Annotated in this window: 28 protein-coding genes; 25 read left to right on the top strand and 3 right to left on the bottom strand. The window is 38.0% G+C overall.

The features are described 5' to 3' along the window. The 11 genes from RST01_RS02715 (at nt 1) to mtnN (ending at nt 8,352) form a co-directional block, all read left to right on the top strand. A complete protein-coding gene (locus tag RST01_RS02715) occupies nt 1–288 on the top strand; it encodes a DUF1292 domain-containing protein (protein ID WP_147193893.1) in 288 nt (95 codons plus the stop codon). A gap of 124 nt (nt 289–412) precedes the next feature. Continuing rightward, nucleotides 413–706, top strand: coding sequence for a DUF1292 domain-containing protein (locus tag RST01_RS02710; protein ID WP_066786187.1), 294 nt, complete (start codon nt 413–415; stop codon nt 704–706). A 78-nt stretch (nt 707–784) separates the two neighbouring features. Further along, entirely contained in the window at nt 785–1,900 is a 1,116-nt protein-coding gene (gene mltG, locus RST01_RS02705) for an endolytic transglycosylase MltG (RefSeq protein WP_147193892.1), read from the top strand. A 135-nt stretch (nt 1,901–2,035) separates the two neighbouring features. Then, nucleotides 2,036–2,668, top strand: a complete 633-nt coding sequence (locus RST01_RS02700; RefSeq protein WP_147193890.1) for an O-methyltransferase — start codon at nt 2,036–2,038, stop codon at nt 2,666–2,668. A 5-nt stretch (nt 2,669–2,673) separates the two neighbouring features. Continuing rightward, a complete protein-coding gene (locus RST01_RS02695; RefSeq protein WP_147193889.1) occupies nt 2,674–3,603 on the top strand; it encodes a peptidase U32 family protein in 930 nt (309 codons plus the stop codon). 17 nt (nt 3,604–3,620) lie between these two features. Beyond that, nucleotides 3,621–4,895 carry a peptidase U32 family protein gene (locus RST01_RS02690; protein WP_147193887.1) on the top strand — a complete coding sequence of 425 codons (1,275 nt, stop codon included), beginning with the start codon at nt 3,621–3,623 and terminating at the stop codon, nt 4,893–4,895. After that, nucleotides 4,896–5,534, top strand: coding sequence for a uridine kinase (udk, locus tag RST01_RS02685; RefSeq protein ID WP_147193886.1), 639 nt, complete (start codon nt 4,896–4,898; stop codon nt 5,532–5,534). It begins immediately after the preceding gene. A gap of 115 nt (nt 5,535–5,649) precedes the next feature. After that, entirely contained in the window at nt 5,650–6,126 is a 477-nt protein-coding gene (gene greA / locus RST01_RS02680) for a transcription elongation factor GreA (RefSeq protein WP_066786206.1), read from the top strand. A 207-nt stretch (nt 6,127–6,333) separates the two neighbouring features. Beyond that, nucleotides 6,334–6,615, top strand: coding sequence for a hypothetical protein (locus RST01_RS02675; protein ID WP_147193884.1), 282 nt, complete (start codon nt 6,334–6,336; stop codon nt 6,613–6,615). 95 nt (nt 6,616–6,710) lie between these two features. Further along, nucleotides 6,711–7,517, top strand: a complete 807-nt coding sequence (locus RST01_RS02670) for a YrrS family protein (RefSeq protein ID WP_147193882.1) — start codon at nt 6,711–6,713, stop codon at nt 7,515–7,517. 139 nt (nt 7,518–7,656) lie between these two features. Further along, nucleotides 7,657–8,352 carry a 5'-methylthioadenosine/S-adenosylhomocysteine nucleosidase gene (gene mtnN, locus RST01_RS02665; RefSeq protein ID WP_066786216.1) on the top strand — a complete coding sequence of 232 codons (696 nt, stop codon included), beginning with the start codon at nt 7,657–7,659 and terminating at the stop codon, nt 8,350–8,352. A 258-nt stretch (nt 8,353–8,610) separates the two neighbouring features. On the opposite strand, the gene sigK is transcribed toward mtnN, so the two are convergent. Together sigK and pssA are read right to left on the bottom strand one after the other, a co-directional pair. After that, entirely contained in the window at nt 8,611–9,324 is a 714-nt protein-coding gene (gene sigK, locus RST01_RS02660; protein ID WP_066791851.1) for an RNA polymerase sporulation sigma factor SigK, read from the bottom strand. A gap of 104 nt (nt 9,325–9,428) precedes the next feature. Next, a complete protein-coding gene (gene pssA / locus RST01_RS02655) occupies nt 9,429–9,968 on the bottom strand; it encodes a CDP-diacylglycerol--serine O-phosphatidyltransferase (RefSeq protein WP_066786218.1) in 540 nt (179 codons plus the stop codon). Between the two features lie 86 nt (nt 9,969–10,054). Here pssA and RST01_RS02650 point away from each other — a divergent pair, with 86 nt between their 5' ends. From RST01_RS02650 to RST01_RS02595, 12 genes are all read left to right on the top strand, one after another. Then, complete coding sequence (locus tag RST01_RS02650; protein ID WP_147193881.1) at nt 10,055–10,834, top strand: phosphatidylserine decarboxylase; 780 nt, start codon at nt 10,055–10,057, stop codon at nt 10,832–10,834. 126 nt (nt 10,835–10,960) lie between these two features. Further along, a complete protein-coding gene (locus tag RST01_RS02645) occupies nt 10,961–11,482 on the top strand; it encodes a YqeG family HAD IIIA-type phosphatase (protein WP_147193879.1) in 522 nt (173 codons plus the stop codon). Next, complete coding sequence (gene yqeH, locus RST01_RS02640) at nt 11,479–12,582, top strand: ribosome biogenesis GTPase YqeH (protein WP_147193876.1); 1,104 nt, start codon at nt 11,479–11,481, stop codon at nt 12,580–12,582. The genes RST01_RS02645 and yqeH overlap by 4 nt, the downstream gene beginning before the upstream one ends. A 12-nt stretch (nt 12,583–12,594) precedes the next feature. Continuing rightward, the gene (gene aroE, locus RST01_RS02635) at nt 12,595–13,428 is read left to right on the top strand and encodes a shikimate dehydrogenase (protein WP_147193874.1); all 834 of its coding nucleotides are present in this window, start codon (nt 12,595–12,597) and stop codon (nt 13,426–13,428) included. Between the two features lie 4 nt (nt 13,429–13,432). Beyond that, a complete protein-coding gene (gene yhbY / locus RST01_RS02630) occupies nt 13,433–13,738 on the top strand; it encodes a ribosome assembly RNA-binding protein YhbY (protein ID WP_147193872.1) in 306 nt (101 codons plus the stop codon). Nucleotides 13,739–13,750: 12 nt separating this feature from the next. Then, the gene (locus RST01_RS02625) at nt 13,751–14,323 is read left to right on the top strand and encodes a nicotinate-nucleotide adenylyltransferase (RefSeq protein ID WP_147193871.1); all 573 of its coding nucleotides are present in this window, start codon (nt 13,751–13,753) and stop codon (nt 14,321–14,323) included. Further along, on the top strand, nt 14,310–14,885 hold the full coding sequence (gene yqeK / locus RST01_RS02620) for a bis(5'-nucleosyl)-tetraphosphatase (symmetrical) YqeK (RefSeq protein WP_147193869.1): 576 nt from the start codon (nt 14,310–14,312) through the stop codon (nt 14,883–14,885). The genes RST01_RS02625 and yqeK overlap by 14 nt, the downstream gene beginning before the upstream one ends. 99 nt (nt 14,886–14,984) lie before the next feature. Beyond that, nucleotides 14,985–15,335: a ribosome silencing factor gene (gene rsfS / locus RST01_RS02615; RefSeq protein WP_066786237.1), complete on the top strand. Its 351-nt coding sequence runs from the start codon at nt 14,985–14,987 to the stop codon at nt 15,333–15,335. Then, nucleotides 15,332–16,069 (top strand): class I SAM-dependent DNA methyltransferase, encoded by a 738-nt coding sequence (locus RST01_RS02610; RefSeq protein WP_147193867.1) that lies wholly within the window; start codon nt 15,332–15,334, stop codon nt 16,067–16,069. Before rsfS ends, RST01_RS02610 begins: the two co-directional genes overlap by 4 nt. Before the next feature lie 69 nt (nt 16,070–16,138). Beyond that, nucleotides 16,139–16,861 carry a helix-hairpin-helix domain-containing protein gene (locus tag RST01_RS02605; RefSeq protein WP_147193864.1) on the top strand — a complete coding sequence of 241 codons (723 nt, stop codon included), beginning with the start codon at nt 16,139–16,141 and terminating at the stop codon, nt 16,859–16,861. A gap of 80 nt (nt 16,862–16,941) precedes the next feature. Further along, on the top strand, nt 16,942–17,523 hold the full coding sequence (locus RST01_RS02600; protein WP_066786247.1) for a ComE operon protein 2: 582 nt from the start codon (nt 16,942–16,944) through the stop codon (nt 17,521–17,523). Nucleotides 17,524–17,543: 20 nt separating this feature from the next. Then, on the top strand, nt 17,544–19,820 hold the full coding sequence (locus RST01_RS02595) for a DNA internalization-related competence protein ComEC/Rec2 (protein WP_147193862.1): 2,277 nt from the start codon (nt 17,544–17,546) through the stop codon (nt 19,818–19,820). 23 nt (nt 19,821–19,843) lie between these two features. Here the strand turns inward: RST01_RS02595 and RST01_RS02590 are convergent, their stop codons facing one another. Beyond that, nucleotides 19,844–19,978, bottom strand: a complete 135-nt coding sequence (locus RST01_RS02590) for a YqzM family protein (RefSeq protein WP_084246865.1) — start codon at nt 19,976–19,978, stop codon at nt 19,844–19,846. A 159-nt stretch (nt 19,979–20,137) separates the two neighbouring features. Between RST01_RS02590 and RST01_RS02585 the strand changes: the two genes are divergently transcribed. Further along, the gene (locus RST01_RS02585; protein WP_147193860.1) at nt 20,138–20,677 is read left to right on the top strand and encodes a GrpB family protein; all 540 of its coding nucleotides are present in this window, start codon (nt 20,138–20,140) and stop codon (nt 20,675–20,677) included. Nucleotides 20,678–20,769: 92 nt separating this feature from the next. Then, on the top strand, nt 20,770–21,780 hold the full coding sequence (gene holA, locus RST01_RS02580; protein WP_147193858.1) for a DNA polymerase III subunit delta: 1,011 nt from the start codon (nt 20,770–20,772) through the stop codon (nt 21,778–21,780). The last annotated feature ends 80 nt before the right edge of the window (nt 21,781–21,860 follow it).

Raw genomic sequence — 21,860 nt, 5'->3', positions numbered from 1 at the left:
ATGGAAGAATTTGAAGAAAGACATATTACAATTGTAGACGATGAAGGCAATGAGCAACTTTGCGAAGTGCTTCATACATTTGATTCCGAACAATTCGGCAAATCATATGTACTTTACTCTATTATTGGTTCAGAAGACGAAGATGGCACAGTTGAGATCTTCGCATCCTCCTATGAACCATCAGATAATGGAACAGACGGTGAACTTACTCCAATCGAAACAGATGAAGAGTGGGATTACATCGAATCTGTTATTGAAGAGTTGGATGAGGATATTGAACAAGGATAATTGCAGAGAGTTGGCAGTTTAGTTTAAAATAAATGCTCGGCAATATGTATTTATCCAATACAAAAGGAATACTTAAGATGCTGCTGAAGTAGACAGCATAAAATATATAGAAGAGGTGACCTAAATGGCACATGAACACGAACATGATCACGAGCACATCGTGGCAGTAGATGAATTCGGTAACGAACAAGTATACGCGGTACTTTATACATTCGACTCTGAGGATTTTGACCGCTCCTATGTACTTTATTATAAAGAAGGCGCTGCAGAAGGCGAAGAAGTTGAAATCTTTGCATCTGCTGTTGTCCCAGCTGAAGATGGTGAAGGCGGAGAACTTGTTCCTATTGAAACTGATGAAGAATGGGACATGGTGGAAGAAGTTTTAAACACTCTTGACGCTGAATTTGGCGAAGAGTAATTGTTTGCCTAAGCGGAATGAGCAACTAGCATTCCGCTTTTTTGTGCAGCAAACATCCGTTAAGGAGGAATTACCTACGTGGAAAAGAAGAAAAACCAAGATCAGATCAATAAAATAAAAGAACGGCAGTCTGAAAAAAGGGTTGTACGTAAAATTGTATTAGCTGCATCAGGAGTATTTATTGCACTTGCACTGATTCTTGGGATAAGTATGTATTTTTATGTAAATAATGCGTTAAAGCCAGTAGATGAAAATGCAACTAAAACAGTCAAAGTTAATCTCCCGATCGGTTCATCGATTGATACTATTTCCGAAACCTTGGAGAATAAAAATATTATTAAAAATGCTAAAGTCTTCAAGTATTATACAAAGGTAAAAAATGAATCAGAATTTCAAGCGGGTACCTATAATCTGACTTCTTCTATGACGATCGATGAAATTATCAAAAGTCTGAAAACAGGGAAAGTGTATCGTACGCCAATCTTTACGATTACAATCCCAGAAGGTTTAACTCTTGACCAAATTGCAGAAAAAGTTGAAAAAAGTACAAACTACTCGAAAAAAGAGTTTATGGATCTCGTGAATAGCAAGAAATTCATTAAACAAATGAAAAAAGCATATCCACGTACCGTTACAAAAGCAATTGACCAAAAAAATATACGCTATCCACTTGAAGGCTACCTGTACCCTTCAACATACCCGTATTTCGAAGAGAAGCCGACATTACAGGAAATCATAGAGCCAATGATTGCACAGACCAATGAGGTTATCACTAATTACTCTGGCCAATTGAAGCAAAAACATTTATCTGTTCATAAATTTTTAACATTTGCTTCCCTTTTGGAGAAAGAAGCAACAGCCAAAACCGACCGTGAAACGATTGCTAGTGTCTTTTATAATCGTTTAGAAAGCAAAATGCCACTTCAAACCGACCCTACTGTTCTTTATGCATTAGGAGAGCATAAATCCCGGGTCCTTTATAAAGATTTAGAAGTGAAAAATCCATACAATACGTATAAAATTAAGGGATTGCCACCAGGCCCTATTTCAAACGCAGGTAAAGAATCACTTGAGGCTGCAATAAATCCAGCAACAACAGAATACCTATACTTTGTGTCAGACAAAAACGGTAACAATCATTTCTCTAAAACGTATGATGAACATTTAGGTAAAGTTGAGAAATATATAAAGTAAACTAGGAAAAAGATGCTGAACCGATTTATTGAAATTAGGTTTGAATAACTAAGATAGGAGAAGAGCGGCTCTCGCTTTTCTTCTATTTTTGTGATAAGATAAAGTGTATTTTTGAAAAAATAAGGAGGGAATTGTATGGCTATTTCGGATGCATATACAATGTCCTTTATAAAACCACGAAATCCATTGCTTACTGAGATGGAACAATTCGCAAAAGAAAACTTTGTGCCTATTATGCAACTGCCAGCAATTGAATTATTGCTGCAAATGCTCCGAATCCAACAACCTAAAAGTATATTAGAAATTGGCACTGCAATTGGCTACTCTGCCATTCGTATGGCTGAGGCATTGCCCGAAACAAAAATAGTGTCAATTGAACGAGATGAAAACCGTGTACAGCAAGCTAAACATTTCCTTTCGAAATCTTCTGTTGCTGAGCAAGTGGAAATCATCTCAGGCGATGCATTAGAAGTAGATATAGAAAATCATCACTCAGCATTTGATGCTATTTTTATCGATGCTGCAAAAGGGCAATATCAAAAGTTCTTTGAAAAGTATAGTCCGCTTATAAAACAAGGCGGTATTATATATATCGATAATATGTATATGCACGGCCTTTCCGATCTGGATCTTTCAGAGGTACCTAGGCGGAAAAGAACGATGATTCGTAATTTGCATCAATTTGCGGATTGGATGATAGAAAATGAAGATTATCAATCCACATTCTTCCCAGTTGGTGATGGATTATTGATTTGTATAAAGAGGTGACCATAATGACAAAACCTGAATTACTTGTAACTCCACAATCGCTTTCACATATTAAAGCGCTTATTGAAGCAGGTGCAGATGCCTTTTTAATAGGTGAACAGCAATTTGGTTTACGATTAGCAGGAGAATTTACTATTGAAGAAGTACGTGAAGCTACTGCAATCATTCACAATGCTGGAAAAAAAGTATACGTTGCGATGAATGCTATCTTCCATAATGATCGGGTGGATGCACTAGCACCTTATATGAAAGCATTATCAGAAATAGGTGTGGATGGCATCGTTTTTGGCGATCCATCAGTCATCATTGCTAGACGTGAAGCAGACGTTAACATCCCATTACATTGGAACCCAGAAACAATTGCAACGAACTGGTTCCAAGCTAATTATTGGGGCAAACGCGGTGCAACAAGGGCTGTCCTTGCTCGTGAATTAAGCATGGATGAAATTGTTGAAATTAAAGAAAATGCCGAAATCGAAATCGAAGTCCAAGTGCACGGAATGACATGTATGTTCCAGTCGAAACGACCACTGCTTGGCCATTACTTCTTGTATGAAGGCAAAGCAATGGAAGTTGAAAACCGGAAAAACAATCGCAATATGTTCTTGCATGATCCAGAACGAAACAGCAAATATCCAATATACGAGGATTTAAACGGTACGCATATTTTCAGTCCGAATGATATGTGTATTATTGATGAATTAGATGAATTATTTGAAGCTGAAATCGACGTTTTCAAAATTGAGGGTGTCTTGCATACAGAAGAATATGTGGTCGCTGTAACAGAGTGTTACCGCAAAGCAATTGATGCATACACTGAATCTCCTGATGCATACTTCGATATAAAAGAAGAACTACTCGCAAAAATTGAAGAAATTCAACCAGAGTTGCGTCCATTGGATACAGGCTTCTTCTTCAAGGAAACTGTATACTAGGAAAGGAGAAAAAAACCGTGACATTATTAAAAGACGATACGATAAGCGAAATTCGTGATGGCAAAAGAGTCATCGTTAAAAAACCCGAATTGCTAGCACCTGCAGGCAACTTGGAAAAATTAAAAATTGCAGTCCACTATGGTGCAGACGCTGTATTTATCGGCGGCCAAGAATTTGGTCTTCGTTCAAACGCAGGAAATTTCTCAATCGATGAAATGCGCGAAGGTGTAGAATTTGCTAATAAATATGGTGCCAGAATCTATGTGACGACGAATATTTTTGCTCACAATGATAATATGGATGGACTTGATGAATATCTAAAAGCACTGGAAGGCGCAGGAGTAGCAGGTATTATTGTAGCCGATCCATTAATTATTGAGACATGTAAAATTGTTGCACCAAAATTAGAAATCCATCTAAGTACGCAACAATCCCTTTCCAACTGGAAAGCTGTTCAGTATTGGAAAGAAGAAGGATTAGAGCGTGTCGTGTTAGCACGTGAAACAAGTGCAGAAGAGATCAAACTAATGAAAGAAAAAGTGGATATTGAAATTGAGTCATTTGTTCATGGCGCAATGTGTATTGCTTATTCTGGTCGTTGTGTTTTATCTAACCATATGACTGCGCGTGATTCTAATCGTGGGGGTTGTTGCCAATCATGTCGATGGGATTATGATTTATATGCAGTAGAAGATGGTGAAGAAAAGCCTTTATTTGAAGAAGGCAACGAAGCCTTTGCAATGAGCCCGAAAGATTTGAAGCTTATCGAATCTATTCCAAAAATTATTGACTTAGGCATTGATTCTTTAAAAGTTGAAGGTCGTATGAAATCGATTCACTATATAGCTACTGTAGTCAGTGTCTATCGTAAAGTAATCGACGCATATTGTGCAGATCCTGATAATTTCAAAATTAAACTTGAATGGCTTGAAGAGCTAGATAAATGTGCAAACCGTGAAACAGCTTCTTCTTTCTTTGAAGGACAACCTGGATATGAACAACAAATGTTCGGTGAACATGGCAAGCAAACGAAATTTGATTTTGTTGGCATGGTCTTAGATTACAATGAAGAAACACAAATGGTTACATTACAGCAACGTAATTACTTTAAACCTGGCGACGAAGTAGAGTTTTTCGGGCCTGAAATTGAAAACTTTAAAGTTGTCATTGACGAAGTATGGGATGAAGATGGACAAGCACTTGATGCTGCTAGACATCCATTGCAAATCGTTCGTTTCAAATGTGCTGAGAAGCTGTATCCAATGAATATGATGCGCAAGGAGATGCGGTAGATGGAAAAACAACGTCCAGTTGTGATTGGCATCGCTGGAGGTTCTGGGTCTGGCAAAACAAGTGTGACACATGCCATCCATGATGTATTTAAAGAACATTCAGTAGTAGTGATTGAGCAAGACTTTTATTATAAAGATCAAAGCCATTTGGAATTTGATCAACGACTAGAAACGAATTATGATCATCCGGATGCATTTGATACGGATTTATTAATTAGTGATGTAAAGCGTTTATTAGAAAGAAAATCCATTGAAAAACCAGTGTATGATTATGCACTACATACACGTTCAAAAGAAACCATTCATATTGATCCACAAGATGTTATCATTCTTGAAGGAATTTTGGTACTTTTTGATCCGCGCTTGCGTGAATTGATGGACATTAAATTATTTGTGGATACGGATGCAGACTTGCGGATTATTCGCCGTATTTTACGCGATATCAATGAGCGTGGTCGTTCAATGGATTCTGTCATTGAGCAATATCTTTCTGTTGTTCGTCCGATGCATAATCAATTTATTGAGCCAACTAAGCGTTATGCAGATATTATTATTCCAGAAGGCGGCCAAAATGAAGTGGCAATTGATTTAATGGTTACAAAAATAAAAACAATTCTTGAAACAAATAGTATTGTGTAATATCATTGTAAATGATTAGTAAATATTCTTGTTAGAAACTATGTCGCATGCTTTAACGAGTAGCGACATAGTATTTTTATTAAGATGATGAAGAAGCAATCGAGGAGTGAATAAAATGGCAGCAGAAAAACAATACCCAATGACTGCAGCGGGTAAGCAAAAACTAGAAGAAGAATTAGAATTCTTAATTTCAACTAAACGTAAAGAAGTTGTTGAACGCATCAAAACAGCGCGTGGTTTTGGTGACTTATCGGAGAACTCCGAGTATGATGCTGCGAAGGACGAACAAGGCTTTGTAGAAGGCCGTATTTCGCTTTTGCAAACAATGATTCGTAATGCCATGATTATCGAAGAAGGCGCGAGTACATCTGATATCGTAACAATTGGCCGTACAGTAACATTCAAGGACTTAGAGGAAGACGACGAAGAAACTTACACAATCGTAGGTTCAGCAGAAGCAGATCCTTTCGAGGGTCGTATTTCAAATGATTCGCCAATCGCTAAAGCCCTACTTGGCAATAAAGTGGGAGACCGTGTAAAAGTCAATACACCTGGTGGAGACATGGATGTCGAGATTATTTCTATTAAATAAAATGTAAAACCTTTAAAGAAGACAATCGTTTGTATTGTCTTCTTTTTTTATTAAACGCAATTAAACGGAAATTATTGTATTCAACAAATGAGGTTTTTGTTATAAATAGATTAAGTAAACGTATCAGCCATTATTAAATGGTTGAAAAAAAGGAAAAATAAAATATATTATATTCTGAATTATGAAACGAAAGAAAGAGAGATTTAATTGAAAACATCTAAAAAGAAAAAGTCAATCGCGATTTTCGGTAGCGTTGGTATTTTAACTTTGGGTATATCACTCATGATTATTATTAAATATCAGTACCATACGAATCAATTAATTATAGCTGATTGTTTTGAAAACTACGGAAATCAAACGACAGTAACAATTAAAAAGCATGTTATTGGGTCTGCGGTTACTTGTAAAAGAAATGAATACGACTTTAATCCTTATTTTATATGCTTTGGGGCTACCTGGAATGCTTTTCATGTATACTCGCAAAGCTAGAAGCGTATTCTGTTTTTATGCTATGATAGACAAGAGTATTAAGAAACCAAACCAGATGATGCGCGTCATCATGTAAAGAAGTAAGGGGGAGACTTATGGCTGAAATTGGACGCCGATATAATCCGAATGGCAAAAAACCAAAAAACACAGATAAAAAGAAAATGGATAAAATATTGAATGTGTTAATTGGTGTTGTAGCTGCACTTATACTCGTTGTAGCTGGCTTCATTGTCATTGGCGGCTCGCATAACAAAGACACTAAAAGTGATAAAGTTGCCCAACAAACACCGCAAGAAAATGAATCCGAAAAAGATAATATAGTAGAAAAAGATTCAAAAGAGCTAGAAAAAGAGAAAGCAAAACAAGCGGAAGAGGCCAAGAAAGAAAAAGCAGACGCATCTGAAGAAGAAAGTGATGCACAAGCGGAAGACGATAATTCGTCTAGTGAACAAGAAGAGACTGCTAGTGATGAAGATAATAATTCAGCTTCAGATGAAACACAAGATAATGAAGAAAGTAAGAAAGACAGTGACCAATACAGTCATACAGCTAAAGTCGAAGATTCTAACGATCCAAACGTGAAAAAAGTTGTTACCGATTCAAAATGGAAGCCAACTAAAACAAAACAAAAAGAATCCAGCGATGTCCATAATTCAAGCTATACAAAAGGTTCACTTGATTGGAACGAAAAAATAAAAACGATTGCTCATACGACAGGCTTAGATGAAAATGATATGATTATATGGTATGTTAAGAACGGTGGTAGCCCGAATACGTCAATCGGAATTGTTTCTTCAAATGACAAGACCAAGAACTATCGTGTTTCAATGGAGTGGATTCCTAATAAAGGTTGGAAACCAACTAAATTGGAAGTCTTAAAAACACATCAAGGTGCTTATTAAAATATGTGCGATGCCCCCTATAAGTGAGGCATCGCCATTCTTTATGTTGTAATATAATAAGCGGTATAAGTGACTATCTCCTATGGGAAGATTACGGCCCAGCATGGAGTAGATTTAACTTAAGAAAGGAAGTATAAAAATGAGAATTGCTGTCATTGGCGCAATGGAAGAAGAAGTAGAATATTTAAGAAACACACTAGAAAATACGGAGAGCCGAACTATGGCGCATAGTGAATTTACGACAGGTACATACGCAGGCCATGATGTCATCCTTCTGAAGAGCGGGATTGGCAAGGTCAATGCAGCCATGACAACTACATTGCTACTGCATGAATACAAACCAGATATTGTCATTAATACAGGATCTGCAGGCGGCTATGATGAAAATCTTGATATCGGTGCAATAGTTATTTCAGACGAAGTAAGGCATCATGATGTGGATGCTACTATTTTCGGCTATGAAATCGGACAAGTTCCACAAATGCCAGCTATGTTCCAATCAGATCAAAAACTAATCGAAATCGCGAAAGAAGCCGTAACAGAAATAGGCGAGCACCAATTTGCAGTTGGTCTGATTACAACGGGCGACTCTTTTATGAACGATCCTGTTCGTGTGGAAAAAGTACGTGGGGATTTTAAATCAATGAAAGCTGTTGAGATGGAAGCAGCTGCTGTAGCGCAAGTTTGCTATCAATTTGATACTCCTTTTGTGGTCATTCGTGCTCTTTCTGATATTGCTGGCAAAGAATCTGCAATCAGCTTTGATGAATTTTTACAAGTAGCAGCAAAACATTCAACAGAGATTGTTTTGAAGGTTATTTCAAAGTTAGCGTAAGGCAGTGGCCTGACACAATTTATCCAAAATTTAGACAGCAGTTGTTCATAATGTTCCATTCAAAGCCTTCTTTTAAGTGGTAAGATAAAAGCAACAAATACTTACATACTTAGGATGCGGGAGGGATTCTCATGACTTTTATTATGGCGGCGGCTATGGCAATTACAGCAGTATTAAGCCTTATAATGGTATCAGAAGTTTCCGAATGAATGAATCTTAAAGATAGAAAAGAACTGCCATATATATGGCAGTTCTTTTTTATTGCTCGAAATTTCGATGATTTTTCTTTTTTAAATGCTGGTACAGTTTGACTAGTGCACGTTTTTCAATGCGGCTAACATAACTTCTGGATATATTCATGTCTTTTGCAATTTCCTTCTGGGTTTTGGGTTCTTGCTGGCCGAGTCCATAGCGCTGTTGAATAATGCTTAATTCACGGTCATCTAATAAATCTAGATGCTCATATAAAAGCTGCTCTTCTTCACACCTTTCAATCTGTTGTTCGGTGGAAGGTTCATCGCTTTGCAAAAAATCTGCAATTTCTAGCGGGTTACCATCTTTGTCAGAGCCGATGGTTTCGTGTAAAGACACGTCTTTTTGAACTTTTTTCTGGCTTCTTAAATGCATTAGTATTTCATTTTCTATACAACGAGCTGCATATGTAGCAAGCCTCGTCTTTTTCTGCGGCGTAAAGCTTGCGACCGCTTTCATTAACCCAATCGTCCCAATGGAAATATAGTCATCAAGCTGTTCGTGTTTCGGATGGAATTTTTTGACGACATGCGCAACAAGCCTCATATTTCTTTCAATGAGTTCAAGTTTTGCAGATTCATCGCCATTCATATACCGTTCGAGACACTCGGCTTCTTCCTCTTTTGAAAAGGGTTGCGGAAACGATTGGCCTTTTAAATAGCCAAGTAAGACGGGGAGATCGACCCACAGTTGCATGATGGCTGTTAAAAGGGAGCTAATTGTCGTCATCCTTCCTTACATGTGAGTAACACATCATATGACAAGAGAAGTCATTTTACAACAAAAAAATGACCTGCAAATGCAGGTCATACTTATTCGCCAAATTAAACCTTCTTTAATGTAAACGTGCTAATCATAAGAACTGATAGAAGTGGGAATAAAAACATATAAAAAACTGGGGATAATACCGGTATGAAGAAAAATGTTAACGTTAAGATAGCACCAGATGCGGTAATTGGCAGACCGCTGAAATAACCATTGGATTCTGTAATATTGAAACGAGCCAGCCTAAATGCACCGCATGCAATATATAATACAGCGACAATCATACCGATCGTGCCAAAATGGACAAGTGTCATTTCATACATTAATATCGCTGGAGCCACACCAAATGATATAATATCACTCATGGAGTCCAATTGTTTTCCTAGCTCTGATTCTTGATTGAATTTCCGTGCCACTTTGCCATCGTAACGATCCAAAAAGGCAGCTATGAAAATAAACAATACAGCATAATTAAAGGACTCATGGATGGTTGCCATAATAGAGGCGCCGCCGAATGAGATATTCCCTAGTGTGATAGTATTAGCTAAGTGTGCTTTCATTTTTTTAATTGTGGTATCCACTACTTCAATTAAAAACAATGGACATCATTCCTTTATGTTCAGTATTACAATATTATACTTCTTTTAATTGGGAGTGTAAAACTTTTTTAAAATGAGGGTTGTCAATGTTACGAGAAAAATATTACCGGTCACTTGTAGAATTAACAAATGGCAGGTGGTCGTCTACGATACTGCGAGGAATAGCTGGTTCTCGCTTTAGCAAAAGAATAATTTCTTCCTATATACGATTATATGGAATTGATACGCAAGAAACGGAAAATAACACATACCACAATCTACATGACTTTTTCACTCGGAAATTAAAACAGGGTGCTCGGCCGATTGCAGAAGGAACTGAATTGTATACAAGCCCAGTTGATGGAAAAATTGAATCCTGCGGCGATATTGTAGAAAACAGTATATTTTTGGTGAAGGAAAAAAAGTACAACCTTGTTGATCTACTAGGCAAAGAAGAAAATATTGCAAAGTATATCAATGGAAAATACATTGTGTTTTACCTTAGTCCGGCGGATTATCATAGGCTTCATAGTCCGATTGATGGTGAAGTGATAAAACAATTTACACTTGGAAGAAAATCTTATCCCGTTAATTCTTTAGGATTGACTTATGGGGATCAGCCGATTTCAAAAAACTACCGACAAATCACAGAGCTACAAACAGCAAACGGTGCCACTTGCGCGTTCATTAAAGTTGGTGCCATGTTCGTGAATTCCATTCATTTGACGAATACAACAACAGAGTGGAAAAAAGGAGAAGAAGTAGGATTCTTCAGTTTTGGGTCAACCGTTGTGATGCTTTTTGAACCCAATAGCGCAGAATTCTTAGAACAAACTGTTCCCGGACAAAAGATCCAAGTGGGTCAAGCATTTGCACATATGCTATAATTTGTAGAGCGTAGATAAACCATTGGGCTTTTACGGGAGGTTCACCCCTTCTTAGCTTCTTGAGCATATATATTTGTTAGGGGAACAGCCTGTAAATGCAGGAGAATAGATTTATTGGAGGAAAAAATGTACAAATTGATTATGCCACACGAATTTGCACTTTCGGTGTTTGATATTACGCCGGAAAAGCTGAAAGAAAAAGGCATTCGAGGGATTATTACAGATCTAGACAACACATTAATCGAATGGGATCGTGCAGATGCTACAGAGGACTTAATTGCCTGGTTTCAACAGATGAAGGATGCTGGAATACAGGTTGTCATTCTGTCGAATAATAAAGAGGCACGCGTCAAAAAATTTGCAGATCCGGTCGGAATTCCATATATTTTCCAAGCGCAAAAACCGCTTGGCAAGGGTTTTAAACGTGCTCTTGCATTACTTGATATGAGACCTGAAGAAGTGCTCATGCTGGGAGACCAAATGCTCACAGATATGATGGGAGCAAATCGTAGTAGGTTATATACGATTTTAGTAAAGCCTGTCGCACAATCGGACGGATTTGTTACACGATTCAATCGTTTCATCGAACGCCGTGTTTTTAAATATTTAAGCAAAAAAGGAATTAAAACGTGGGAGGAAAAAGAATGAAAGACATGCCACAATGTATTGGCTGTGGTACTACCATCCAAACTGAAGATAAAAATGCACCAGGATATGCTCCTGCAGCAACGTTAGAGAAAGAAGAAATCATATGCCAGCGCTGTTTCCGTCTCAAGAATTACAATGAGCTTCAGCCTGTTTCTTTGACAGATGACGACTTTTTGCGCATCTTAAACGGCCTTGGTACTCAAAAAGGCTTAATCGTAAAAATTGTAGATATATTTGATTTTAATGGGAGCTGGTTACCTGGATTACACCGTTTTGTTGGCAATAATCCGGTACTCCTCATCGCAAATAAAGCGGACTTGCTACCAAAATCAGTGAAAAAGCAAAAAGTGATTAATTGGCTGAAAAGAGAAGCAAAAGCGCTTGGGCTAAAACCAATCGATGTCTTGCTTGTCAGTGCGCATAAAGGCAGCGGTATGGAAGAAGCGATAGAAGCAATAGAGAATTATCGTAATGGACAAGATGTTTTCGTTGTTGGGTGTACAAATGTAGGGAAATCTACATTCATTAACCGAATTATTAAAAGAGCAACAGGAGCAGGGGATATCATCACTACTTCTTATTTCCCTGGCACTACGCTAGACATGATTGAAATCCCATTAGAAGATGGACAAGCTATTTATGACACGCCGGGTATTATCAATCATCATCAAATGGCGCATTACTTAGATCCATCAGAGCTTAAATATATTATGCCCAAAAAAGAAATTAAACCAAAAGTATTTCAATTAAATCCGGCGCAAACTCTATTTATCGGCGCGCTTGCGCGATTTGATTTTATTAAAGGCGAGAGAGCAGCCTTTACAGTGCATATTGCTAATGAACTGATGATTCATCGTACTAAGCTCGAAAATGCAGATGAACTTTACGAAAACCATAAAGGCGAGCTGCTATCACCGCCTACAAAGCAACATATGGATGCACTTCCGAAATTAGTACGCCATGAATTTTCAATTAAAGAAGCGAAAACTGATATTGTTTTTTCTGGGCTTGGCTGGATTACAATACAAGATCCAAATGTCGTAATTGCGGCATACGCACCAGAGGGAGTCGAAGTGCAAGTTCGCCCGTCATTGATATAGGGAGGAACTAAGATGAAGAAATGGTATGCCGTTATAGGAAATCCCATTGAGCATTCTATGTCACCTTTAATGCATAGTACGTGGATTGAAAAAGAGGGCAAAAATGCAAGCTATATCCCGGTTCATGTATTGCCAGAAAATTTAGAAGCAGCCGTGACTTCATTAAAACTACTTGGCTGCAGCGGCTGGAATGTGACAATACCACATAAAGAATCCATTATTCCATTGCTTGATGAGATTGATGACACAGCTGCACAGATGGGTGCGGTTAATACAGTCGTAAGGATGCAGGATGGTCGGTATAAAGGTTATAATACGGACGGGCTTGGCTTTGTACGTTCTTTAGAAGAAGCAGTTGGCATAGACCATCGCCATAAGTCTGTCTTGCTAATTGGAGCGGGCGGGGCAGCTCGGGGCATTGCGTTTGCTTTAAAACAAACTGGATATAGGCAAATTAATATTGCCAATCGTACTATCAGCAAGGCACAGGCTATTTGTGATGATTTGGATATAGAGGCTAAGGCGCTTACCTTAGAGAGAGCATCAGAGGATTTGGATCGATATGATATTATTATCCAAACGACGGCCGCAGGTTTAAATAAAAGTGAATTTTCAATGCCCATTGGGCTCAAACGGCTGTCTAAGACTGCAATTGTGGCAGATATTGTGTATAATCCAATGATGACGCCATTTTTAAAAGAAGCAAAGCGATCAGGAGCCACCATTGTGACAGGACTAGGCATGTTTATCCATCAGGGTGCGCTTAGTTACAGTTACTGGATGGGCTCGTACCCGAATGCGAAAGATGTAGAAGAACTTTTGCTTCGGCAAATAGGAGGAAATTGATTTTATGTTAACAGGTAAACAAAAAAGATTTTTACGTGCAGAAGCACATTCATTACAGCCGATCTTTCAAGTGGGCAAAGGCGGTGTTAATGAAGCAATGCTTGTACAAATTAAGCAAGCATTAGAAGTGCGTGAATTATTAAAAGTGCGTATTTTAGACAACTGTGAAGAAGATAAGCATGATGTGGCAGAACAATTAGCTTCAGGTACAAATGCAGAACTTGTTCAATTGATTGGTCTTACAGTTGTTTTATATAAACAAGCATCAAAACGTGAACATCGCAAAATCGAATTGCCAAAAGCAAAATAAGGATTTGATTTCATGAAAAAAGTAGGGCTTCTCGGCGGCACTTTTAATCCGCCGCATATTGCGCATTTAATCATGGCTAATGAAGCGTATTATGCGCTTAATTTAGATGAAGTGCGCCTCATGCCAAATGCAATACCACCGCATAAAGTTAAACCAGAAGATGCCACAGCAGAACAGCGATTTCATATGACAGAACTCGCTGCAGAGATGGTTCCACATTTTACGGTAGAACCGTATGAAATCAAGCATGGCGGCGTATCTTACTCATATGATACGTTAAGGGCCTTAACAGCATTAGAGCCAGAAGTAGAGTTTTATTTTATCATTGGCGGAGATATGATAGATATGTTGGATGAGTGGTATCATATTGAGGAATTGACAAAGCTAGTCCATTTTGTTGGTGTACACCGCCCTGGTTCAGTTGGTAGCACGTCGTTGCCTGTGCAAAAGATTGAGGCGCCGATGGTGGATTTATCTTCAACGATGATTCGCGAGCGATTACATGCAGGGAAACCAGTTACATTTATAGTGCCGCCTGCGGTGGAGGAGTATATACGAAAGGAAGGTTTATATGGGACGAAATGAATTATTAGCTGCAATGAAAGACCGTATGCCTGAGCGTCGTTATATCCACACTATTGGCGTTGCAGACACAGCAATCGAATTAGCAACGCGCTTCAATTTAGATACAAAAAAAGCGGAAACAGCGGGGATTCTGCATGACTCATGCAAATATGCGGACCGTGTTTGGATGAAGGAAGTTATTAAAGGCGAGAACATGAATCCATTACTGCTTGAATACCACCATGAATTATGGCATGGTCCTGTAGGTGCTTATGTTGCACAAAAAGAATTCCATGTAGAAGATGAAGATGTGCTCAATGCGATTCGCTACCATACAACAGGGCGCGCTAACATGAGTGATTTAGAAAAAATCATTTATATCGCTGATATGATTGAACCGAACCGTCAATTTTCAGGTGTTGAAGAGTTGAGGAAAGCTGCACAAGAGCTACCTTTAGATGAACTAATGAGTGAATGTATTACGCACTCAATTGGGTTTCTTATCAGCAAGGGTCAACCTGTGTTCCCAGATTCTTTCGAATGCTACAATGATATATTGCAAAAAAGAAGAAGTAATATATAAGAAATTTTCAGCAACCTCTTACGGTTAATATAAACAAAACTTGCGTAACATAAGTATATGTTTTGGCGTAAAGTCAAAGGAAAGAAGGAAAACAAATATATGGCAAATAATTTATTAGAAATTGCTTTTAAAGCTTGTGATGACAAAAGAGCAGAGGATATAGTTGCGTTAAATATGGAGGGTATTTCACTTTTGGCGGATTACTTCTTAATTTGCCATGGTAACTCCGATCGCCAAACCCAAGCAATTGCGCGTGAAATCGCAGATGTTGCTCATAAAGCAGGCTATGAAGTAAAAAGGCTTGAAGGTTTTGATTCGGCTCGATGGATTTTAGTAGATCTAGGTGAAGTGGTATGTCATGTTTTCCACAAGGATGAACGCGCTTACTATAACTTAGAGCGTCTATGGGGAGACGCGCCTGAAAAATTTGTAGCAGTGGATCCAGAATGAGTAGCTACTCACAATTCGCACAAGTATATGATGGCTTAATGACAGACGTTCCATATGATGAATATGTCAATTGGGTCACTTCACATGCGTCGCCTGCCTCTTATCCCAATCTCTTGGATATTGGCTGCGGTACAGGGACAATGGCCGCAAAATTTGCGGCTCTTGGCTATAAAGTTAGCGGCATCGATCTTTCTGAAGATATGCTAATGGTAGCTTCTCAAAACTTTGCAGAAGCAGGCCTTGATATTCCTCTCTATTGCATGTCCATGGATGAGCTTGAGGGTTTCAACGATCTCGATGTCATTACGATTCCGATAGATTCTATCAACTATGTTCTAGAAGAAGATGCGGTAAGAGAAACACTTAAGCGTATATATGAATCATTGAAAAGCGGCGGACAGCTGTTTTTTGATGTGCATTCAATTTACAAAATGGATGAACTTTTTATGGACTCTCCTTTCACTTATGATGACGGAGAAGTCAGCTATTTGTGGATGACTGAAAAAGGTGAAGAACCTCATTCTGTCCATCATGATCTTGTTTTCTATTCCCAACTAGATAATGGGTATTATGAAAGATTTGAAGAATTTCATACACAGCGTACATTTGATATTGAAATGTATAATAATATGCTCAAAGAAGCCGGCTTTCAGGATATCTTCATCACAGCTGATTTTGCTGAAAAAGAGCCTGTAGAATTTTCTGAAAGAATTTTCTTCCGGGCTGTAAAATAGTCTTTTCAAAAAAATGAATATCCTATATACTGGAATTAGCTTCGTATATTGCCTTCTGAAAAAGAAAGGATGTGCGGACTAATTCCTTCTTTTTTGAAGAAAAATGGCAAAAAATTTGGCATCCCCATAGCCATTGTTATTTTTTTCTTTACTTTTATATACTTTTCCAAACAATCGTCCACACCCCCACAGGACGACTTATTTTCCCGTGCTGAAAAAACAAACGAATTAAACGAATCAAATACTGCTGATCATGCAAATGGTAAATCAAATAGCACATCGATTGAAAAACCTGAAATCGTAGCGTCTACATCCATAATAGTAGATGTCAAAGGAGCGGTCAAAAATCCAGGGGTCTACAAGCTGGATGGTGATAGTCGCGTTATAGATGCTATTCAGCTGGCTGGAGGATATGCTAAGAATGCACAATCTAAGCAAATCAATCATGCTCAAAAGTTGCAGGATGAGATGGTTATTTACGTGCCCAAAACAGGCGAAGAGGTGGAAGAAGTGCTGGCCATTGCATCAAATGACAAAACTGCAGTCCAGCCGTCTATCAATACTAGCAGTTCAAGCGGTGGTAGCCAAAGTACTTCAAATTTAGTCAATCTCAATACTGCAGATGAATCAGTTTTGCAAACCTTAAATGGTATTGGTCCTGCAAAAGCCCAAGCTATCCTTGCTTATCGGACAGAAAATGGATCTTTTCAAACGATTGAAGATTTAAAAAATGTAACGGGAATTGGTGACAAAACATTTGAATCGCTACAAGATCAAATAACAGTCAATTAAATAGCCCGTTTGCCTGTTGAAAAAGATGTCTCTTAAAATTACACTGAATATAATAAGTAATAATTACAGGAGGCAATAATATGGAGCGAATCACGTGGAACCAATTTTTCATGGCGCAAAGCCATTTGCTTGCACTTAGAAGTACATGTACAAGATTATCAGTAGGGGCTACGATAGTCCGTGAGAAACGAATTATTGCTGGAGGTTATAATGGTTCGATTTCCGGAGATGACCATTGCATCGATAATGGGTGCTATGTAGTGGACAATCATTGCGTTAGAACAGTGCATGCTGAGGTTAATGCTTTGTTGCAATGTGCGAAATATGGAACGCCGACAAAAGGAGCAGATCTCTATGTGACGCATTTTCCTTGTTTGCCATGTACCAAATCTATCATACAAGCAGGCATCCAAAACTTATACTATGCAACAGACTACAAGAATAACCCGTACGCCATCGAATTGTTGGCGCAAGCCAAGGTGAATGTCGTACATGTACCTTTTGATGAGAGAAAAATAGATTTTTTAAGTGATGAAAAAATGATGCTCTATATGGACATGCTTACTAAATTGCGTGAACATGGTGCAACGCCTGAAGAATTGGCCCCTTATGAACAGAAGGTGGAAGAATTATTTGGCCATTCTCTTTTAGACATAAATTAATATATATAGCTCTAGCTATTATGCTTGCTGTTCTCGCAGCATTTAAAGATAGCTTTCTTCTTTGGCTATTCGTTCCGTATAGCTGTTTTCTATGGTGGAAAAATGAAAAAACATGGCTTCTTGCCATTATCGCCGTTTTTTCTTTTTCTGCCTTTTTTTATACAAAGAATCGAAATGAAGATTTAAAAGAACATATTCCAGAGCATGCGGTGATTACATGGACTGGTACCTATACAATTAATGGCGCTAAATTGCGTGGCTTTTCCAAAACGGACAGTGGTGCCAAAATTTATGCGGTCATGACGTTTTCAAACAAAGAAGAGAAAGAAAAATACGAAAATATTTCTTTAAGTGGGGCTATGTTCCGTGTTAAAGGAAAACTTACGCCAGCTAATATGCCTGCGCATCAATATGCTTTTTCAATGGATGAGTACCTGAAGAGTCAAGGTGCTATAGGCATTTATGAAATTGAACAAGCTGAATATATCGGAAAAAAGAAAAGTATTTCTTCTGTTTTGGCACAGCAACGATTAAAAGTTAAAAAGCATATAGAAAGGACATTCCCTAAACGTTTAGCAGCTGAAGCAGAGGCACTCATTATTGGTGACCAAGGGAATGTGGATGAAGATCTCAGTCGTGCTTATCAAAAACTGGGCATCACACACTTATTCGCAATTTCTGGGTTGCATGTTGCCCTTATCACGCTATTGCTTTTTGAGATAATGCTGAGGTGCCATGTCCGCAAAGAACATGCAACACTGGCTATTATGATTGTTCTGCCGCTGTATGCTTGTCTAGCTGGTGGGGCCCCTTCGGTATGGCGTTCTGTGACTGTGGTAGAAATAATGATGATTAGTCGAGCAAGCAAATCATTATTAACGGTAGATGATGCACTTTCTATAAGTTTCATTTTGCTTCTTGCCTATCAGCCAGCCATGGTATTTCAAATGGGGTTTCAATTGTCATATTTGGCGACAGCTGCGCTAATTTATTCAAGTAGGGTTTTACAATCTTCAAATCATGTATTGCTCCAATCATTTTATATGACTTTTGTCTGTCAGCTATTAGTCTACCCTTTATTGATTTACCACTTTTTCGAGCTGAGCCTTTCTTCATTCGTGGCCAATCTTGTGTTCGTACCCCTATTTTCGTTTGTGATTTTGCCTATTAATCTAATTATGCTTGTATTAACAGGTATATCTTTACCGCTTTCTAATCTAATTTTTGCAGTATATGAACCTCTGAGAACATGGTTAACCTCTGGGATTTTGTTTTTCAAGGAAATACCATATCAAATGTGGGTGTCGGGCAGGCCGGACATTCTTCTTTGTGTCTTAGCAATGATAGGTGTATTAACTGCATTTGTTTATATAGAGAAAAAATACTTTGTCCGAGCAGCTGCATGGATTTTATTCCCGGTTTTGATCATTCATTTTGCTTCAAGCTTGCACCGAGATTTACGCATTACTTATTTAAACGTTGGTCAAGGGGATAGCGCAGTGATTGAACTGCCATATCGCAAAAAAGTATATGTAATTGATACAGGCGGATTACTTCGTTTTGGCCAGGAAAAATGGAAGGAACCTAAGAATGAGTATGAAGTAGGTAGGAAGGTGGTGGTCCCCTATTTAAAAGGTCGAGGGATACGCTCAGTGGATGCAATGATTTTAACGCACGCAGATGCAGACCATGTTGAAGGTGCGGAAGAAGTAATTGAGGAATTGCATGTGAAAGAAATACACATAAGTCCAAACTCTTGGGAGAAGGCAGTGATGGGAGAGGTTCTTAAGCTTGTTAAAGAAAAAAGAATTCCTCTAAAAGAAAGAATGGCAGGTTATAGCTGGGCAGAACACCGTACTGAATTCAAATATATTTCACCTACTGATACTAATTATGAGGGTAATAATGACTCTCTTGTACTGCTGCTAAAGTTTGGCGAATTTAAAACCGTTTTTACTGGTGATTTAGAAGAGTTGGGGGAGAAGCAGCTCATCGGAAATAGTGTAGCGGATATAGCGGGACTAACGATATTAAAAGCTGGCCATCATGGAAGCAAAACGTCAAGCTCGGAGCCTTTTTTGAATATAACAAAGCCTTTGCTTACCATATTCTCTACAGGCTTAAATAATCGGTATCGTCATCCGAGCCAGGAAGTGGTCGATCGTTATCAAAGATTAGGTTATACTACTTTAAACACAGCGGAATCAGGATCAATCGAGGTGTCAGTCAAAGAAGATTCATGGCAAATCCATACAACGGCAGAGTTTCTTGAAAAGAAAAAAGCTTTGTCCAAATGACAAAGCTTTTTCGGAATAAGGACTTATAAATTCACATACTCAATAACTGTTGCGATGATGAACATGATTGCGAAGAATGCGAATGATACGCCGAATCCAACGCCTGAATCGATCGCGTCATTTCTTTTGCTTTGTACCTCTTGTTCAAATGGATTCATTACTATCCCTCCTAGTTCGATTTAATTATACGGTAATGGCTGTGAAAAATCTAGATTGAATGCGGAAAATGGCGTTCTCCGCAATAGATTTAAAATAGGGCTTAATGTAGTGATATGTCAACTAAATTTAAACTTAAACAGTTTATTAGGAGGTATTACATGAAGTTAGGATTGAAGCGGGATGAAATAAAGTTGGTAGATTATTCGCTTGAATGGAATGAAGAGTTCCAGCAAACTCGGAAAGCTATAGAAGAACAAACAGGTCTAGCTGCAGAGCGTATCGAGCATATCGGCAGTACGGCAATTAAAGATATGCCTGCCAAGCCAATCATTGATATTTTAGTAGGAGTAGACAATCTAAAAAAAGTAGATGAATCATTGCTTAGAGACTTTTCAAAAGTTGGTTTTTTAAGGTTGAAAGTAGAACGGCCTGAAGAAAAGGTGTTGGCTAAGTTTACGGATGATACTTATCAAGAAAAAACCCACTTTATACATTTGGTTGATTATCAAAAAGATCTTTGGAATAATCTTCTTTTCTTTAGGGATTATTTAAATGCGAATGAAGAAGTTAAACATCGCTATATGAAGCTGAAACAAGAATATATTAATAATACAGCTACAGGGTTAAATATCAATGATTATACAAAGTATAAAGAAGACTTTGTAAAGAATATACTTAGTATAAGAAATAACAATTAAAGAAATCCACTATCCATATCCTTAGCGAAGACAGTGCATATCCACCAAAACCCATGTATACTTAAAGGAGCAGTAGTAGGGGGAGTATCATTATGTTTTCAAAATTATGGGCTGATATTCAAAAAGGGAAATTGGCGTCTGTTTATCTTTTAGCGGGCCTCGAATCTTATTATATAGACGAAACGATACGCAGAATCAAAGATAAGTTAGAAGAAGAAGGAGAGGTTGAATCAGTTACAATAGATTTGGATGAGAAGCCAGTAGATCTAGTAATTGATGAGTCAGATACGATTCCTTTTTTCTCAAGCAAGAAGTTGATTATTGCAAAGAATGCCTCGTTTTTAAAGGCAACGGATAAAACAAAAGAAAAAATCCAACATGATTTGACTCGGCTTGCTAGGTGGTTAGAATTTCCATCAGACACATCTGTGACAATTTTTATTGCACCGTATGAAAAGTTAGATGAACGAAAAAAGGTCACAAAGCAAATGAAAGAGCATGCGGTATATTTGTTAGCTGAAACCCCGAAAGAGCATGATTTGGCTGTTTGGGTGCAACATGAGGTAGCCGGTTTTGGCAAGTTAATTGAAGATGAAGCAACAGCTAAACTAATTGAACTCGTTGGCTTGGATATGCTTCATCTGAAATCAGAAGTAGATAAAATTTGCTTATATCTTGGTGAAGAAACAACTATCACAGCTTCTTTAGTGGAGGAACTCGTTTCAAAGACATTGGAACAGGATGCATTTAAAATGTTGAATGCTTATATCCGCCATGATGTTTCTGAAGCGCTCTCTATTTATCACGATTTAATACGGCAAAAGCAAGAACCTATTATGCTTGTTGCGCTTTTAGCTTCACAAATTAGGTTGATGTCCAATGTCTATTATTTATTGAAAAAAGGTTATCATTCAGGACAAATCGCCAAGCAGTTAAAGGTCAATCCTTATCGGATCAAACGTATAGTAGAAGACAGGAGAAATATATCGGAAGAAGCTTTATTGAAAGCATTGTATGGACTGAGTGAAGTCGACCTCAAGTTAAAATCGGTCAGCGGTAGACGAGAGAGGTTCCTAGAACTTTTTTTAATGAAACCATTATAGAAGAAAAGCTAGCTTACTTGAGCTAGCTTTTTTACTATTTTAAAAACGAGAAAATTATAGCGATACCACGATCCTTTTTA

The organism is Rummeliibacillus stabekisii (assembly GCF_007988965.1).
Taxonomy (GTDB): domain Bacteria; phylum Bacillota; class Bacilli; order Bacillales_A; family Planococcaceae; genus Rummeliibacillus; species Rummeliibacillus stabekisii.
Note: the sequence above shows the minus strand (reverse complement) of the source record. Positions and strands in the feature narration are given on the sequence as shown.